This window comes from Halobaculum litoreum, from assembly GCF_030127125.1.
Taxonomy (GTDB): Archaea; Halobacteriota; Halobacteria; order Halobacteriales; family Haloferacaceae; genus Halobaculum; species Halobaculum litoreum.
Genome location: NZ_CP126156.1, coordinates 322,915 through 338,541, shown reverse-complemented (window position 1 = coordinate 338,541; position 15,627 = coordinate 322,915). Strand labels below are relative to the sequence as shown.

Here is a 15,627-nt window from a genome sequence, read left to right as displayed (position 1 = left end):
GTTCGGGACGATCACCGTTCAATGGGTACCCGAACCAGTCCGGTCGCGTCGCGCCCGGCGTCCGACGCCCGACGGCTCACGAGAGGGGGCCGTACGCGAACGCCCAGATGACCGCGATCCCCAGTAGCGTGATGAACCCCGCGACGCCGGCGAGGACGAGCAACATCCCGCCCGTCGCCTTCCGCTGCTCCTGATCGGCCATGGGAACCGCACGGGCCGGGGACACATAGACCCCGCGGCGGGCCGTTTTTGCCCGCGCGCCGCCGAGTGTGACCGTGTCGTCGTCCCGGTCGCCGCCGCCGTCGATGCTCCACCCGGAGGACCGCCCGGACCCCGCCGACGGGACGGGGCCGTGGACCGCCGCGCTGCTGGCGGGGACGCTCGCGTGGGTCGCGCTGGCGCTCGTCGAGTGGCGCTACCTCGCCCCCGGCACCTCGCCGTGGGCGCTCGTCCGCAGCGCGTACACGCTGGTCGTCGCCCCCGGCGTCGCGGCGGTGCTGCTCCACGACGCCCGCGTCCGCGACGCGACCGTCGGCGGCGTCGGCGCCGTCCGTTGGCTGTACGCACTCGTCGCGCTCGTGTTCCCGCCGGTGTCGGTCGGCTACCTCCTCCACCGACGACTCCGCGCCGCCTGAGCCCGCCGCCCGAGCCGGCCCGTCGACCGCCGGCCGCCCGCGTGCGTCGGGCCTGCACAATCATTACACACCGGCGCGTCCCCGAGGACATGATCGACGAGACGGTCCGACGGATCGAGGAGCTGCGGACGCAGAGCGCCTCGCTGGTCGCCGTCGACGCCGCCGAGGCGCTGCGCGACCTGCTCGACCGCGAGTTCCGCGGCGTCGAGGCGTTCGACCGCGCGCTGGAGCGCAACAGCCGCACGCTCAGGCAGGCGAACCGGTCGCACGCGCCGCTGTACACGAGCCAGCGGCGGATCCTCGAGGCGGTCGCCGACGCCGACCCCGCCACCGTCGACGAGGCGAAGGCGGTGCTTTCGGCCGCGATCGACGGGGTCGTCGAGCGCATCGAGGCGAGCAAGCGCGCGGCGGGCGAACACGCGGCGGCCCTGATCGAGGACGGCGACGTCCTGTTGACCCACGAGAACTCCTCGACGGTGGTGACGGCCCTCAGGCACGCCCTCGACGAGGGGACGGCGTTCGACCTGTACGTCACGGAGTCGCGGCCGCGGTTCCTCGGCCGGCGGACCGCCCGCCAGCTCGCCGGCAACGACCGCGTCGACGTGACGCTGATCGTCGACAGCGCCGCCGGGCACGTCCTCCGGGAGTGCGACCGCGTGCTCGTCGGGATGAACTGCCTCGTCGACGACCGCGTGTACAACCGCGTCGGGACGTACGGCATCGCCGTCGCGGCCGCCGACCGGGGCGTCCCCGTGACGGTCGTCGGCGCGTCCTCGAAGTTCGTCGGCGACGCGGGGTTCACCTTCGAGAACACCCACCGCCCCGAGTCGGAGGTGCTGCGGGAGCCCGCCGACGGCTTCGGCGCCGCCAACCCCGGCTACGACGCGACGCCGCTGCGGCTGGTCGACGCGGTGGTCACCGAGGACGGCGTGATGGGCGTGTGAGGCGGCGGCCCCCCGGACGGCGAGTACCGGCGGATCCACAGACGCTTTTCGGCTGACCCGCGTACGCCGTGCAATGACGCTCTACGACCGACTCTACCAGCTCTACGCGGAGTTCGACACGGAGACCCTCCGGGCGTACCGCGAGTTCGTCGACCTGTTCCCCCCGCTCGACTCCCGCGTCGCCCTCGACCGGTGGGACGAGGCCAACGGCGACCTCGCCGAACGGCGCGAGCGCATCGAGCGCGCGTTCGCCGGCCCCGACGGCGCGGCGCTGGCGGAGGTGGCCGCGATGGCCGACCGCGAGTCCGCCTTCACCGCGCTCGACCTCCACGGGAAGCACGGCCGCGCGCCGAACGCGCTCGTGCTCGACGTCGACGAGACGCTCCGCTCGGCGGGCGACACGGACAACGAGATCCCGCGCGAGACGCTCCACCTCCTCACGGAGTTCGCCGAGGAGCTGGGGGTGCCGCTGGTGATCTGTACGGGCCAGACGCTGGAGAACGTCAAGGGGTTCCTCATCCAGGGGCTGGGCAACGAGTTGGTCCACTCGGGGGACGTCTCCGTCGTGTACGAGGCCGGCGCGGGCGTGTTCACCCCCGGCAGCGGCGCCGACACGAAACGCCTGCTGTACGACGACCTCAACGACGACGTCCGGGGGGTCGTCGACCGCGTCCGCGACGGCGTGCTCCACGAGGCGCCCGAGCGCGTCCGCCGCGGCTGTCACCTCCAGGGCAACGAGTTCAACGTCACCCTCAAGCCCAACTACGAGACCGGCAGCGACGACGCCGAGGCCGTCATCGACGAGGCGATGGTCCACCTGCTCGACCTCGTCGGCGAGGCCGCCGGCGACCGCCTCGACCTCGCGGACGGCCCCGCGGCGGCCCGGGCGCACTACGCCGACGCCGACCCGGAGATCGCCGGCGCCGTCGAGCGCGCGGGCGCGACCGCCGACGGCGACGTGCCCGCGGCGGCCGCGGCGCTGTTCGACCGGCTGGAGGTGGCGCTGTACCGCGCCGACGCCGCGGAGTTGGCCGCGGCCGACCTCCACAAGGCCGCCGGCGTCGAGGCGTCGCTGGCGGTGTTGGGCGTCGACGACCCGTTCGTCTGCGTCATGGGCGACTCCAAGTCCGACCTCCGGGTGATGGAGTGGGCCGCCGACACCGACGCCGGCGTCGCGGCGGCGCCGGAGCACTCCTCGGCGTCGGTGCTGGACCACGTCCGGGCGACCGACGACCTCGTGTTCGCGCCCGGCGCGGCGGCGGACGTCCTCCGGACGATGTACGCGTGGCGCTGTCTGGCCGACCTCGACGGCGAGTAGTCGCGGCCGCGGGCCCGCCCCGGGAGGGTTTTCACCCTCCCACGCCGTGTCGTGGGTATGACAGGGGACGCGGGCGGCGACGACCGCCCGGACGGGGTCGCCGGGTGGCTCTCGCTGGCCGGGACGCCGTTCGACGACGTCGAGTTCTCCCGCCTGTGGTTCGTCGCGACGCTGACGTACGGCGTCGGCGACGTGGTGACGACGCTCGCGCTCATCGGCTACTCGGACACCGTGAACGAGGCGAACGCGCTGATCGCCGCCGCGGTCGGCGGCTTCGGCGAGGCCGGCCTGATCGCGGTGAAGCTGGCCGTGTTCGGCGTCTGTCTCGCCATCAGCCTCTCCAGCGCCCGCGCCGGCGACCGCGTCGGCTACTACCTCCCGCCGGTGGCGCTGTCGTTCGTCGGCGCGTTCACGACGGCGCTGAACCTCCGGCTGTTGATCGGGTGAGGTCGAGGCAGGCGGGGCCGCCGTTCCCCGTCCCCCGCTACCCGAGGCCGTCGCTCGTCAGTGTCAGCCGCAGGTCGAAGCCGACCGAGTCGGTCATGACGCCGTTGCCGGCGTCGAGCGGGACCCGCCACTCGACGACGACCGTCCGCGTGCGGTCGCTCCCCAGCGGCACCGACCCCAGCCCGTCGGCGACGGCGCCGTAGCGGACGAATCGGTCGGCGTCGCCGACGAGGTACGTCCGTCCTCCGTCGCCGTCGGCGACGGAGACGCGCAGTTCGAGCGCGTCGAGCAGTTCGACGCGTCCCGGGTCGTCGACGGGCGCCTCCGGTTCGGCGAGGCCGTTCTCGGCGGCCGTCCGGTTGGCGAACGCGAGGCGGAGCGTGCCGTCGGCGGCGCCGGCGTTGCGGACGCGGATCCGTCGCTCCGCGGTCGTCCCCGGCGCGACGTCGTCGACCGAGAGGCCGCGCGCGTCCCGCTCGTCGACCGCGAGGTCGACGGCGCCGGTGTTGGTCACGTCGAACGCGTAGGTGCGGACGCGCTGGGCCTGTCCGACCCGCTCGCCGTCGTCGAAGAACACCGCAGTCACCGCGACCGCGCCCGAGCGGGTGACGGCCGTCGCGTTGGTGGGGTTGTCCAGCGCCGAGGCGTTCGCGGCGTCGACGTAGGTGAACGACGTGTTCCCGACCGCGTCCGCGAGGTCGACGGCGTCCGCGTCGCCGACGGACACCGCCTCGCGGGCGAGTTCGCGCCACGTGCCGTCGGGCTGGCCGGCCCTGACGACGAACACGACCGCGTCGGCGTCGCCCGTCCACGACGCCCGTGCGTCCACGTCGCCGCCGACGGCGCCGACGGCGCCCGCGTCGTTCGACACGTCCGCCGGGGCCGAGACCGACAGCGAGAGCGCCGGGTCGGCGAACGGTCGCTCGGCGGGCGCGTCGTTCCGGTCGTCGTCCGCCTCCGAGTCGTCCGGGTCGCCGTCCCCGCCGCCGTCGTCCGTCGTCGCGGTCCCCGTCGTCGTCGTCGACGCGGTCGCCGTCGTCGACGGTGTCGAGGGTGGGGTGCCATCCTCGCCCCCGTCCCCGTCCGCGGTGCCCGTCGCGGGCGGCGTCACCGACACCGGCGGCGGTGTCGGGGTCGGTGTCGGGGTGGCGGTCGGCGTCGCCTCGGTCGCCGGTCCCCCGTCGCCGCCCTGCGTCAGTCCGAGCTCCGGCCCGAGCACGCCGAGGCCGGCGCCGCCGACGACGACGCCGCCGACGATGGCGACGAGCACCGTCTGTTTGGTCACCGTGAGGCCGCCGAGGAGGTCGCCGATCACGCGCCGTCACCCCCCGTCGTCGTGTTCGTCGCCGTGGCGTTGGGCGTGGGTGTCGCCGTCGCGTTCGGCTCGGGCGTCGCCGTGGCGTTGGGCGTGGGTGTCGCCGTCGCGTTCGGCTCGGGCGTCGCCGTGGCGTTGGGTTCTGGCGTCGCCGTGGCGTTCGGATCTGGCGTCGTTGTCGCGTTCGGCTCGGGTGTTGCTGTTGCGTTCGGCTCTGATGTCGCCGTCGCGTCGGGATCTGGCGTCGCCGTCGCGTTCGGCGGCGGAGTGGACGCGGTCCCCGAGGCCGACGTACCCGCGGCCGCGTCGGCGTGGGTCGCCTCGTCGGCCTCGACGACGACGCCGACGCGTTCGGTGTCCGAGAGGGCGGCGTCGGTGCCGCCGTCGGCGCCGAGACCGACGAACACGGCCGCCGCGAGGACGAGCGTGGCGGCGACGACCCGCCGGACCGGGACGTCGCCCATTCAGCCGTCACCTCCGTCGCCGTCGGCCGTCGCCTCCCGGTAGAGGTCGTACACCTCGCCGACCGCGAGCCCGACCGCCGGGAGGATGACGAACACCACGATGCCGAGGTCCGAGCCCGCGAACGAGACGACGTGCCCGATCAGGGGGATGTGGAACGCGACGACGCCGACCACGTTCGACGCGGCGACCGGCTGTGGGTCGGGATCCTCGTTGGCGTCGCCTTTGGTCCGGAACGACACGCCGCCGCCGTCGGAGCGCACCTCGATCACCCGGTGGGTGACGAGTTGGTCACCCCCGGGGCGCTCGTAGGTGATCACGTCGCCCGTCTCGATTCGGTCCGACGGCGCCTCGTCGACGACGACCACGTCGCCCGCGCGGATCTCCGGCGACATGCTGTCGGAGAGGACGACGTACGAGTGGCTCGCGCCGACGACCTGCGGCACCGCGAACACCACGAACGGCGCGAGCACGAGCACCAGCGCCACGGCGCCGACGGTCCGCGCGTTCGGTCGGCTCATCGGTCGCCACCTCGGGGCTGTCCGGTCCGTCCCTCGCGTGCTGGCTCCGTCATCTGTGGATCTCCGGTCGCAACTCGATCTCGACTGTCCCGCCGGCGACCGGCTCGGCGGGGTCCGCGTCGATCGACCACGCCACGTACAGCACCGCAGTCGAGCCCTGGGAGCCGCCGCTTTCCCCCGGAGCGAGCGTCCGGTCGCTCGTCGCCCGCGCCGGGACCGACAGGTCCCACGCCGGGTCCGCCCGGACGAGGGGGTCCGCCCCGGCCGCTGCCTCGTCGGCTGCGTAGCCGGCGTCGACCGACAGCGCCTTCGCGAGCGCGACGGACGCGCCGTCTCCCGAGGCGCCGTCGGTCGCGCAGGGGTTCGGGTTCGTCCACGTCCGGTCGTCGACCCCGACGGCGACGAGCTTCCCCCGGCTGCGCGTTAGTGTGGTCCGTCGCCGCCCGCCCGTCGCCGGCGTCGTCTCCGCCGCCTCGACCGTCCGCGTCTCGTCGACCGTCTCGCCGTTCCCCCGCCGTTCGTGCACGTCGAGCTCGACGGGGAACACCGCGTCGGCGGCGAACTCGACGACCGCCTTCCCGCAGCCCCGGAACGCGACGTCGGCGACCGGACCGCCCGACCGCTCGGCGTCCGCACCGGACCCGCCGCCGGGCGCGCTCGGGCGAACGTCGACGACCGTGAGGCCGAGCGTCCCCGCGACGGTCCCGTCGTTGGCCACCGGAACCGTCGCGACGCCGGCGTCCCCCGGCGCCGCGTCGTCGATCGCGAGCGTCGCCGTGCCGCCGTCGCCGACCCGGAGGTCGAGCGTCCCCGCGGTCACGCTTCCGGTCGTCCGCTCCGTGTCCGAGAGGAGCGCCCACGTGCCGATGCCGGAGGCGGCGCTGGCGGCGCCGAGCACGCCGAGGCTCGACAGCAGGCGGCGGCGGCCGATCGTTCCGGGGAGGTCGGGTACCATTCGTTCGTGTCCGTCGCTTGTCCGATACTTACGGGAGGTTCCTCATAGGTCTTCGTCCGAAGGACCCACCGGCGGAGTCGAACCGCCGCGAGGCGCCCGCGTGGGTCTGGTCGGTGGCCGCGGTGCGGATCAGTCGCCCGGTGTCTCCGCGACGAGCGGGACGAACGTCTCGGTGCCGTCGGCGAGGCTGACGTCGAACGTGACCCGGACCCGCTTGCCGGTCATCTCCTCTTTGTTCCCGCTCTCGTTGCGGAACGCGTAGAGGTTCACCGTCGCCGTGGTTCCGGGCGAGAGGACGGCCTCCTGCTGGGCCCCGGCGCTCCAGCCGTCGGAGCCGAGGTCGACCCAGCCGGGGACGTCGAACTCGCCGCTGCCGCCGTCGACCCAGCCGTCGGTGTCGCCGTCGGGTGTCTCGAGGTGGACGTCCGAGTTGTAGGTGTAGTCGTCGTAGTTCGTCCCGCCGGTCTCGTCGCTGACGAGGACCAGATCCGTGTCCGTCGGCTGGATGTGGACGTCGGTGACCGTCGCGGTCTGCCCGAACGGATTGGCGAGGTCGAACTCGACGCCCGCGTCGACCGCGTCCCCCGAGGGACCGACCGCGGTCGCGTCCACGGTGCGGGTCTCGGGGAGCGTGATCTGGTCGGGCTCCTGCGTGAGCGCGAACCCGGCTTCGATCTCGACGCTGTCGCTTTGGATCTCGTTGCCTGCGTTGTACACGCGGTAGTCCGTGACGAAGTCGACCGACTGTCCCGGCGACAGCCGGAGTTCGCCGAGGTCGTACGGCCCGAGGTCGACGTCCGACGCGAGCACGTACCCGTCGTCGCCGTTCACCGGCTCGTGACCGATCAGGTACTCGTCGGTCCCGTCGACCACGAGTTTGACCCGGAGTTCGAGGTTCTGTCCGAGTTCGCCCGTGTGCGACCCGCCGGAGTTCGACCCGAACGGGTCCGTCTCTTGGCTCGCGTCCGCCTCGGGGTCGTTGACGCCGTTCTCCGGGGTTCGGAACCCGGTGATCCCGAAGGTGAGATACCCGGGGAGCGTCCCGGCGTTTCGCAGCGTCGCCGAGTCGCTTCCCTCGCCCTCCGGGACGACGTTCGACACGTCGATGACGGCGTTCGAGCCGGTGCCGTTCACCGTCAGGTCGAGCGTGCCCGCCTGCACCGTGTTGTTCGCGCTGGTCTCCTCGTCGCTGAACAGCGCCACCGTGCCCGCACCCGCGGCTGCCGACGCCGCGCCCATCGTCACGAGGCCGCCGAGCACTCCGCGGCGGGAGAGCTCGAACGAGCTACCGGAGTCGTCGCGCATCGGTGGTCACCCGGTGGGGTTACTGCGAGTCCTCTTGGTTCAGAGTTGCAGTCACGTCGAACGTGGCCTCGTCGCCCTGCACCGCATTAGTGACATTCTTCGAGAGAGACCACTCAATTGCCAACTGATCGGGCTCGCTCTGGAACTCGTAATCCTCTAGTTCCGCGTCCAATACTTGCGAAAGTTTCCCACGAGCGATCTCTGTCCGGCCAGTTCCTGAGCTGTAGTCATCGTACATCGCAATGTCGACGTCAAGCATATCTGCGATATTCCGGTAGGTGTTCGACCCGTCGACACGAACGGTCGCGTAATTATCTGACGTCGCCAGTGCCCCGTTCTCGTCCTGCAGCCAATCGAACCCTGGCGTGACTGGAGCGACCACCCACCCATTGGTACCCTTCGGGCTGTTGTACGCAACATGGCCACCGAGCGAGAACTGATTACCCAGCCGAGATTCGTCGATATAGATCCGGGCGATCTTCAGGTCACCGTAATTCCCTCCGTAGAACCGGACGTCTTTGAATCCGACAGCGTCCGGAACGCCCGGCTTTCTGTCGGTAAAGTAACCTTGCTGAGTCGTTTCTTTGTAGAACCAACCACTATCGGTGTTTCCGCCGTCCGGCTGGTAGCCGATATGGAGGTCTGCGAGGCCTGAGTTATCCGTGTCAATCGCAACGGCAAAACTATCGAACGAACCGTCGTCGGGGAATGCCAGCCAGAGGTCTTCAAGATCGTTGTTCTCTCTGTACGGGACCCAGTCGTGGATCGTCCAGACGGGATATTCAAAGCCGACATCGTCGATAAGGTTTGTTCGGTTTCCTCCTGGACCCATCTCACCGAACCCGGTGGCAGCGAACAGGTTCTCGAATAGTCGGTAGTCCGGATCCTCGGCGTTCCCAGCCCCGATGTCCGCTGGATCGAGAGGCAACTCCGGATCAATGTCACCGGTCCGGTCGTTCGGCTGCGTTACCGATAGGTTGTCGATGGTCACGTCCAGTGTTCCGCCGATCGTCCCGGAGTTCTGCATACCGACGAGGTGAGTTCCCGAATATCCGGGAGCGATTCCCGAACCCTCGTTACCATCCGCGGACAGAGTAGCCGTTATATTGTCTTCGCCGTTTCCGTTCGCAAGATTCAGCGTACCGGCTTGGACTGAGTTACCGGAGACTCCTTCAGTGTCGCTGAAGAGCGCGAACGTCCCCGCGCCCGCCCCCGCGGACGCCACACCGATGGTACCGAGCGCACCGAGCACCCGGCGGCGATTCAGTTCGATCGTCGAGCCGCTGTTGTCGTCGTCGGACATGTTTGCACACCGCGCGGAACCACACCGCGCACACAACCGACAACGAACTGGGGGGTAGTATTCATGAGCCGCATACAGCGCTGTAGTGCCGGGGCTACGGCGCTGTATCGCGGGGATTATACCCTGTATCGGGGATCGTACACCCGGTATCGGGCCCCCTAAGGCCCCGGATCGGACGCGGGACGCCCGGAGCGACACCGCGGTCGACGGGGACACTCGCCGGGCGGGATCGACCGCGAAACGACCGGAAAACCGGGCGCGGAGCATGTTTCGGTTCGATTGACACTAAGATAACGACAATCGAACGGTAACCGAGGCCGAGCTTTAACTTATCCAACAACTGAGTAGTCGGTGATGTCAACCCACGTGGACGACACCGCGGGCGAGTTCGGACCGGAGGGACCGCCCGGCCCCGGCGACGACGGACCGGGCGATCTGGGCCGGACGGAGGTGTTCGAGCTCCTCGGCAACGACCGCCGTCGGTACGCGCTCCACCACCTGATGCGCGCCGAGAGCGCCGAGATCGGCGAACTCGCCGAGCACGTCGCGGCGTGGGAGAACGGGGTCGACGTGGCGGAGGTCGACTCGACGCAGCGACGCCGGGCGTACGTCGCGCTCCATCAGACGCACCTGCCGCGCCTCGACGAGGCCGGCGTGTTGCGGTACGAGTCGACTCGCGAGGAGATCGAGTTGACCGAGACCGGGGAGGACCTCCGGGTGTACATGGACGTCGTCCGCGGCAACGACATCCCGTGGAGCGAGTTCTACCTCGGGCTGTCGGCGTTCGCCGCGGCGCTGGTGACCGTGGCGTGGCTGGACTTCTACCCGTTCTCGATCGGCGGCGACGCCGCCTACGCGGCGCTGGTCGTCGCCCTGTTCGCCGCGACCAGCGTCGTCCACCTCGTGCGCTCGCGCCGGAACCGTCTCGGCGCCGGCGGCGACCCGCCGACGGCCCGCTGACCGGGGGCCACACGGAGGTCGCGCGTCCGTCCGGGAGCTTTTATCCGTCGGCGCTGGAAGGGGTGGTGTGTCCCGACGCCGCCCGTACGACGACACGAAGTCCATCCTCGCGGTGATCCTCGGCGTGCCGGGGCTCGCCGGCCTGGTGTACCTCATGCTCGTCGTCGTCAACGTCACGTGGCGCGACTACGGCCTCGCGGCGGGCGCGGCCGTGTTCGTCCTCGGGTTCGTCGGCCTCTCGTACGGCTCCTACCGCGCCGTGGAGCTGGTCCGCAGCGCCGGCGGCCGCTGACGCGAGCGCCCCCGCGCCGCGGCCGGCCGCCCCGGGACGGGCCGGACAGCCAACCTTTACACTAATGCGAGTAAACGGCTATCCATGAGCAGGAACTACGACTCGCTCCACGACCCGAACGCGGAGTACACGATGCGGGAGCTGTCGAGCGAGACGATGGGCGTCACCGCCGAGCGCGGCGGCGGCCGCGACGTCGAGATCACGGACGTGCAGTGCACGATGGTCGACGGGAACTTCCCGTGGACGCTCGTGCGCGTCTACACCGACGCGGGAGTCGTCGGCACCGGCGAGGCGTACTGGGGCGCCGGCGTCCCGGAGCTCATCGAGCGCATGAAGCCGATGATCGTCGGCGAGAACCCCCTCGACATCGACCGCCTGTACGAGCACCTCATCCAGAAGATGAGCGGCGAGGGCACCGTCGAGGGCGTCACCGTCACCGCGATCTCCGGCATCGAGATCGCGCTCCACGACCTCGCGGGCAAGATCCTCGAGGTGCCGGCGTACCAACTCCTCGGCGGCAAGTACCGCGACGAGATGCGCGTGTACTGCGACTGCCACACCGAGGAGGAAGCGGATCCGGAGGCCTGTGCCGACGAGGCCGAGCGCGTCGTCGAGGAACTGGGCTACGACGCGCTGAAGTTCGACCTCGACGTCCCCTCGGGCTTCGAGAAGGACCGCGCGAACCGCCACCTCCGGCCGGGCGAGATCCGCCACAAAGCCGAGATCGTCGAGGCGGTCACCGAGCGCGTGAAGGACCGCGCGGACGTCGCGTTCGACTGTCACTGGACCTTCTCGGGCGGCTCGGCCAAGCGGCTCGCGAACGCCATCGAGGAGTACGACGTGTGGTGGCTGGAGGACCCCGTCCCGCCGGAGAACCTCGAGGTGCAAGAGGAGGTCACCAAGTCGACGGTCACGCCGATCACGGTCGGCGAGAACCGCTACCGCGTCACCGAGGAGCGCCGCCTCATCGAGAACCAGGCGGTCGACATCATCGCGCCGGACATGCCGAAGGTCGGCGGGATGCGCGAGACCCGCAAGATCGCGGACGTCGCGAACCAGTACTACGTCCCCGTCGCGATGCACAACGTCTCCTCGCCGGTCGCGACGATGGCGAGCGCCCACGTCGGCGCCGCCATCCCGAACTCGCTGGCCGTCGAGTACCACTCCTACGAGCTGGGCTGGTGGGCGGACCTCGTCGAGGAGGACGTCATCGAGGACGGCTACATCACCGTCCCCGAGGAGCCCGGCATCGGCGTCACCCTCGACATGGACGTCGTCGCCGAGCACATGGTCGACGGCGAGACGCTGTTCGACGAGGCGTAACGTCGTCGCACGGACGAGCCGACGTCCCGGCTCGCCGGCTCGGTCGGGAGTGTAAGCCGACCGAACGCAGACTAACGCCGGCTTAGCGCCGGCCGTCGCCGGGAGGGCGCCCGCGTCCGGGGTGGGCCGACCGTACCGCCGGCCACGACGGCCGTCCGGTCCTCCGAGGCGGCGCCGACCCGGACCGGACCCCGTCGATCCCGCCGCCCTCCGTCGGTTCCCCGCTCGCGACCGTCGCGACGGTTCCGTGTAACGCGCCGCTACGCTCGCGGCCGCCGGCGGCGACGGTGGATAACAAGGACGGCCCCCGGCGTGGCCGTGGCCATGGTTCGACTCGATCACGCGACCGCGGTGGTGGTGGCGGTGACCCTGCTCGCGGTGGTCGCCCCCGTCGCCGGCGCGGTCGCTCCGTCCGGGCCCGGCCCGGGAGTCCGGGGCGGCGACGACCGCGACGACGAGCACCGCGACGACGGGCACCGCGACGACGGGTGCGGCGGCCGCGAGCGCGCTCGATCCCCCGACGCCGGGACCGTCGCGCCGGACCGACGCGGGGTTTTGACCGGTCGAACGGACCTCGGGGACGCCGACACGCGCGTCAACGCGACCGGTGACGGCGACCGGCTGGGCCGCGCGGTCGCCGGCGTCGGCGACGTGAACGGCGACGGCGAGGCGGACCTGCTGGTCGGCGCGCCGCGCAACGACTCCCGTGCCCGGAACGCCGGCGCGGTGTACCTGTTCTACGGGCCGGTCGACCGCGGCGAGGTGGACGCCGACGACGCGGACCTCGTGCTCTACGGGGTCGACACCGAGGACCGGGCGGGGGCCGCGCTCGCGGGCCGCGACGTCGACGGCGACGGGTACAGCGACCTCGTGATCGGCGCGCCCGGCGACGACGCCGGCGGCACCGACTCGGGGGCCGTCTACGTCGTGTACGGCGGCGAGTCGCTCTCGGGCGAGCGGCGGATCACGACGGCCGCCGGCGTCCGGCTCGCCGGCGCCGGCGCGGGCGACGAGGCCGGCGACGCCGTCGCCGTGGTGGGCGCCGGGCGCGACGACGACGCGGACGCCGGCGGCGGGGTCGCGGTCGGCGCGCCGGGCGCGAACACCTCCGCGGGCAACGCCTCGGGCGCGGTGTACGTCGTCGACCTGCGCGACGGGCCGACGGATCGGCGGTCGCTGGCCGACGCCGACGCGACGTTCCTCGGCGAGGACGACAACGACGTGGCCGGGGTCGCGGTGGCGGCCGTCGGCGACGTGGACGACGACGGGCGCGAGGAGCTGGCGGTGGGCGCGCCGGGCGCGGACGCGCGGCGGGCGAACGCCACGAACGACGGCGCGGTGTACGTCCTCTCGGACGTGTTCTCCGGGGCGAGCGGAGCCTCGACACGGCCGACGCGCGGGTGAACGGCGCGACCTCTCGCGACCGCGCCGGCGCCGCCGTCGCCGGCGGGGCCGACGTGAACGGCGACGGCGTCGACGACCTCGTGATCGGCGCCCCTTCGCCGACGCGACCGGCCGCAACGCCGGCGCCGCCTACGTCGTGTTCGGCGGCGAGATCGAGGACGGCAGCGTCGCGGACGCCGACCGCCGCCTGTACGGCGTCGCGGCGGGCGACCTCGCGGGCTTCTCGGTCGCCGTCGTCGGCGCGAGCGCGGCGACGCCGCGGACGTGCTCGTGGGTGCGCCGCGGCGCGACACGGTCGCCGGCAACGACTCCGGCGCCGCGTACCTGATCGACGGCGAGGTGCGACGGGGGTCGACCGTCCTCGACGACGCGGACGCGACGCTGCGCGGGGAGACGCCGCGCGACGAGGCCGGCACCGCCGTCGCCGACGCCGGCGACGTGAGCGGCGACGACGCCGCGGACGTGGCGGTCGGGGCACCGCGTGCGGCCGACGGCGGGATCGCCTACGTCCTGCGCGGCGACTGCGTCGACGACCCCGCGGAACGGGACGACGACCGCGACGAGGACCGGGACAAGGACCGTGACAAGGACCGCGACGACGACCGTGACAAGGACCGCGACGACGACGACGAGGACGACGACCTGACACGGGCGTCGATCGCGGTGACGTGTCGCGACGACGGCGGCCGGCTGGTCGTCACGAACCCCAACGACGAGCCGGTTCGCGTCGTCGTCACCGGCCCGGGAGGGTTCGAGCGACGCACGACCCTCGACGCCGAGGGCGGCGACGACGCCCTCCGGCTGTCGGCGCTCCCGGACGGCGACTACCGGGTCCGGACGCTGACCGCCGGGGAGGGCGACGGGGAGACGGTCGGCCGCGACACGCTCACCGTCGAGTGCGCGGACGACGGCGGCGAGACGCCGCCGCTGGGCTCGTCGGGACGAACACGACCTGCGCGGCCGCGGGGGGGACGCTGAACGTGACGAACCCCAACGACGTCCCCGTGGTGGCGGTCGTCGAGGGTCCGAACGACACCGTCGAGCGCGTGGCGCTCGATCCGGCCGGGGAGGCGAACGACAGCCGACGACTCGTCGGACTGGAGAACGGGAGCTACACCGTCCGCACGCTGACCGCCGACGGACGGGAGCGGGAAGTCGGCCGCGAGCGACTCGCCGTCGACTGCCCGGCCGCCGGCGACGGCCCCGGACTCGGCCCCGTCGAGACGACCGTCGCCTGCGACGTCGACGGCGACGGCGGCGTGCTGGTCGTCGCGAACCCCAACGACGTCCCGGTGCAGGTCGTCGTCGTGGGGCCGAACGACACCGACGAGCGCGCGACGCTCGGGCCCGCGGGCGAGGACGACGACCGGCTCCGGCTCGACGGGCTGGTGAACGGGACGTACACCGTGCGGACGCTGACCGCCGAGGACGAGAACGGCACCGAGGTCGGCGTCGAGGCCGTCGCGGTCGACTGTGCCCCGACGGCGCCCGACGAACCCGACGAGCCCGACGAGCCCGCGCCCCCGGTGAACCTGCGCCCGGTCGGGGCGACCGCCGACTGCGACGACGACGGCGGCGTGTTGGTCGTCACGAACCCCAACGAGGTCGCGGTGCAGGTCGACGTCGAGGGGCCGGGCGACACCGAAGAGCGCGTGACGCTCGACCCGGCCGGCGAGGAGGACGACGAACTCGCCCTCGACACGCTGGAGAACGGAACGTACACCGTGCGGACGCTGACCGGCGAGGACGAGAACGTCACCGAAGTCGGCGTCGACACCGTCGAGATCGCGTGCGAAGCCGACGCGGGCGTCGACTCCGACGAGGGGGAGACCGGACTCGAACCCGCGGACGGCGAGTCAGAGAACGGGACGGCGCCCCCCGACGGCGACGACGAACCGGACGAGGGGAACGAGACCGACGACGGCGAACCGGCGTCGCCCGACGGCGACGACCCCACGGACGAGAACGGCGACAACGGCGAGGAGGGTGACAACGGCGACGATGAGAACGGCGAGGAGGGTGACAACGGCGACGATGAGAACGGCGAGGCGGAGAACGGAGAGGAGGAGAACGGTGAGGAGGAGAACGGTGAGGAGGGTGACAACAGCGAGGAGGAGAACGGCGAGGATGAAGACGGCGGGAACGACGAGGAGAACGGTGAGGCGGAGAACGGCGAAGAGGAAGACGAGGACGACGAGAACGAAGAGAGCGAGGACGGGAGCGACGCGGAGAACGACGGCGGGGAGTCCACGTAACGACCGGGGAGGTCCTTCGGGGACCCACGTGTAGCGGAACGGCGACGCTACTCGTCGGCGTGGTCGTCGTACGGCGGCCTTTCCGCCCGTCTCGGGCCTCGGGAACGCCGATCCGTCCCCGATCGCTGTCTCGTCCGGCGCCCCGAGCGCGGCGCCGTGTAGCGCCGTGTTACTCGACGGCGACGTGT

General features: G+C 71.9%; 18 protein-coding genes and 1 pseudogene. 12 read left to right on the top strand and 7 right to left on the bottom strand.

Annotated elements, in window-relative coordinates:
* Nucleotides 1-76: 76 nt before the first annotated feature.
* Complete coding sequence (locus P0R35_RS01785; RefSeq protein WP_284013551.1) at nucleotides 77-202, bottom strand: hypothetical protein; 126 nt, start codon at nucleotides 200-202, stop codon at nucleotides 77-79.
* Between the two features lie 103 nt (nucleotides 203-305).
* Here P0R35_RS01785 and P0R35_RS01780 point away from each other — a divergent pair, with 103 nt between their 5' ends.
* The 4 genes from P0R35_RS01780 (at nucleotide 306) to P0R35_RS01765 (ending at nucleotide 3,344) form a co-directional block, all read left to right on the top strand.
* Entirely contained in the window at nucleotides 306-635 is a 330-nt protein-coding gene (locus P0R35_RS01780) for a hypothetical protein (protein ID WP_284013550.1), read from the top strand.
* Nucleotides 636-724: 89 nt separating this feature from the next.
* Nucleotides 725-1,579, top strand: a complete 855-nt coding sequence (locus P0R35_RS01775) for an eIF2B alpha/beta/delta subunit family protein (RefSeq protein ID WP_284013549.1) — start codon at nucleotides 725-727, stop codon at nucleotides 1,577-1,579.
* 73 nt (nucleotides 1,580-1,652) lie between these two features.
* A complete protein-coding gene (locus P0R35_RS01770) occupies nucleotides 1,653-2,897 on the top strand; it encodes an HAD family hydrolase (protein WP_284013548.1) in 1,245 nt (414 codons plus the stop codon).
* 57 nt (nucleotides 2,898-2,954) lie between these two features.
* Entirely contained in the window at nucleotides 2,955-3,344 is a 390-nt protein-coding gene (locus tag P0R35_RS01765; RefSeq protein ID WP_284013547.1) for a DUF5658 family protein, read from the top strand.
* Between the two features lie 37 nt (nucleotides 3,345-3,381).
* Here the strand turns inward: P0R35_RS01765 and P0R35_RS01760 are convergent, their stop codons facing one another.
* From P0R35_RS01760 to P0R35_RS01735, 6 genes are all read right to left on the bottom strand, one after another.
* Entirely contained in the window at nucleotides 3,382-4,659 is a 1,278-nt protein-coding gene (locus tag P0R35_RS01760; RefSeq protein WP_284013546.1) for a hypothetical protein, read from the bottom strand.
* Entirely contained in the window at nucleotides 4,656-5,123 is a 468-nt protein-coding gene (locus tag P0R35_RS01755) for a hypothetical protein (RefSeq protein WP_284013545.1), read from the bottom strand. The genes P0R35_RS01760 and P0R35_RS01755 overlap by 4 nt, the downstream gene beginning before the upstream one ends.
* Nucleotides 5,124-5,642: a signal peptidase I gene (locus P0R35_RS01750; RefSeq protein WP_284013544.1), complete on the bottom strand. Its 519-nt coding sequence runs from the start codon at nucleotides 5,640-5,642 to the stop codon at nucleotides 5,124-5,126.
* Nucleotides 5,643-5,691: 49 nt separating this feature from the next.
* Nucleotides 5,692-6,597 carry a TasA family protein gene (locus P0R35_RS01745; RefSeq protein ID WP_284013543.1) on the bottom strand — a complete coding sequence of 302 codons (906 nt, stop codon included), beginning with the start codon at nucleotides 6,595-6,597 and terminating at the stop codon, nucleotides 5,692-5,694.
* Nucleotides 6,598-6,726: 129 nt separating this feature from the next.
* On the bottom strand, nucleotides 6,727-7,902 hold the full coding sequence (locus P0R35_RS01740) for a TasA family protein (protein ID WP_284013542.1): 1,176 nt from the start codon (nucleotides 7,900-7,902) through the stop codon (nucleotides 6,727-6,729).
* 19 nt (nucleotides 7,903-7,921) lie between these two features.
* Complete coding sequence (locus P0R35_RS01735; RefSeq protein WP_284013541.1) at nucleotides 7,922-9,205, bottom strand: SipW-dependent-type signal peptide-containing protein; 1,284 nt, start codon at nucleotides 9,203-9,205, stop codon at nucleotides 7,922-7,924.
* 354 nt (nucleotides 9,206-9,559) lie between these two features.
* Here P0R35_RS01735 and P0R35_RS01730 point away from each other — a divergent pair, with 354 nt between their 5' ends.
* From P0R35_RS01730 to P0R35_RS01700, 8 genes and pseudogenes are all read left to right on the top strand, one after another.
* Entirely contained in the window at nucleotides 9,560-10,165 is a 606-nt protein-coding gene (locus tag P0R35_RS01730) for a DUF7344 domain-containing protein (RefSeq protein ID WP_284013540.1), read from the top strand.
* Between the two features lie 67 nt (nucleotides 10,166-10,232).
* Nucleotides 10,233-10,457 (top strand): hypothetical protein, encoded by a 225-nt coding sequence (locus P0R35_RS01725; RefSeq protein ID WP_284013539.1) that lies wholly within the window; start codon nucleotides 10,233-10,235, stop codon nucleotides 10,455-10,457.
* A gap of 84 nt (nucleotides 10,458-10,541) precedes the next feature.
* The gene (locus P0R35_RS01720; protein WP_284013538.1) at nucleotides 10,542-11,780 is read left to right on the top strand and encodes a mandelate racemase/muconate lactonizing enzyme family protein; all 1,239 of its coding nucleotides are present in this window, start codon (nucleotides 10,542-10,544) and stop codon (nucleotides 11,778-11,780) included.
* A gap of 324 nt (nucleotides 11,781-12,104) precedes the next feature.
* Nucleotides 12,105-13,184 (top strand): integrin alpha, encoded by a 1,080-nt coding sequence (locus P0R35_RS01715; RefSeq protein WP_284013537.1) that lies wholly within the window; start codon nucleotides 12,105-12,107, stop codon nucleotides 13,182-13,184.
* A pseudogene (locus tag P0R35_RS16530) lies at nucleotides 13,181-13,249 on the top strand (hypothetical protein); the annotation flags it as partial. The gene P0R35_RS01715 and the pseudogene P0R35_RS16530, both read left to right, overlap by 4 nt.
* Nucleotides 13,250-13,320: 71 nt before the next feature.
* A complete protein-coding gene (locus P0R35_RS01710; RefSeq protein ID WP_284013536.1) occupies nucleotides 13,321-13,512 on the top strand; it encodes a hypothetical protein in 192 nt (63 codons plus the stop codon).
* The gene (locus P0R35_RS01705; protein WP_284013535.1) at nucleotides 13,455-14,162 is read left to right on the top strand and encodes an integrin alpha; all 708 of its coding nucleotides are present in this window, start codon (nucleotides 13,455-13,457) and stop codon (nucleotides 14,160-14,162) included. The genes P0R35_RS01710 and P0R35_RS01705 overlap by 58 nt, the downstream gene beginning before the upstream one ends.
* Before the next feature lie 2 nt (nucleotides 14,163-14,164).
* On the top strand, nucleotides 14,165-15,439 hold the full coding sequence (locus tag P0R35_RS01700; protein WP_284013534.1) for an ICP22 family protein: 1,275 nt from the start codon (nucleotides 14,165-14,167) through the stop codon (nucleotides 15,437-15,439).
* Nucleotides 15,440-15,627 lie beyond the last annotated feature (188 nt).

What these genes read in the sequence shown, in the direction of transcription:
- P0R35_RS01785 (WP_284013551.1), bottom strand. Translation starts at nt 202, where the DNA reads ATGGCCGATCAGGAGCAGCGGAAGGCGACGGGCGGGATGTTGCTCGTC.
- P0R35_RS01780 (WP_284013550.1), top strand. Translation starts at nt 306, where the DNA reads ATGCTCCACCCGGAGGACCGCCCGGACCCCGCCGACGGGACGGGGCCG.
- P0R35_RS01775 (WP_284013549.1), top strand. Translation starts at nt 725, where the DNA reads ATGATCGACGAGACGGTCCGACGGATCGAGGAGCTGCGGACGCAGAGC.
- P0R35_RS01770 (WP_284013548.1), top strand. Translation starts at nt 1,653, where the DNA reads ATGACGCTCTACGACCGACTCTACCAGCTCTACGCGGAGTTCGACACG.
- P0R35_RS01765 (WP_284013547.1), top strand. Translation starts at nt 2,955, where the DNA reads ATGACAGGGGACGCGGGCGGCGACGACCGCCCGGACGGGGTCGCCGGG.
- P0R35_RS01755 (WP_284013545.1), bottom strand. Translation starts at nt 5,123, where the DNA reads ATGGGCGACGTCCCGGTCCGGCGGGTCGTCGCCGCCACGCTCGTCCTC.
- P0R35_RS01750 (WP_284013544.1), bottom strand. Translation starts at nt 5,642, where the DNA reads ATGAGCCGACCGAACGCGCGGACCGTCGGCGCCGTGGCGCTGGTGCTC.
- P0R35_RS01745 (WP_284013543.1), bottom strand. Translation starts at nt 6,597, where the DNA reads ATGGTACCCGACCTCCCCGGAACGATCGGCCGCCGCCGCCTGCTGTCG.
- P0R35_RS01740 (WP_284013542.1), bottom strand. Translation starts at nt 7,902, where the DNA reads ATGCGCGACGACTCCGGTAGCTCGTTCGAGCTCTCCCGCCGCGGAGTG.
- P0R35_RS01735 (WP_284013541.1), bottom strand. Translation starts at nt 9,205, where the DNA reads ATGTCCGACGACGACAACAGCGGCTCGACGATCGAACTGAATCGCCGC.
- P0R35_RS01730 (WP_284013540.1), top strand. Translation starts at nt 9,560, where the DNA reads ATGTCAACCCACGTGGACGACACCGCGGGCGAGTTCGGACCGGAGGGA.
- P0R35_RS01720 (WP_284013538.1), top strand. Translation starts at nt 10,542, where the DNA reads ATGAGCAGGAACTACGACTCGCTCCACGACCCGAACGCGGAGTACACG.
- P0R35_RS01715 (WP_284013537.1), top strand. Translation starts at nt 12,105, where the DNA reads ATGGTTCGACTCGATCACGCGACCGCGGTGGTGGTGGCGGTGACCCTG.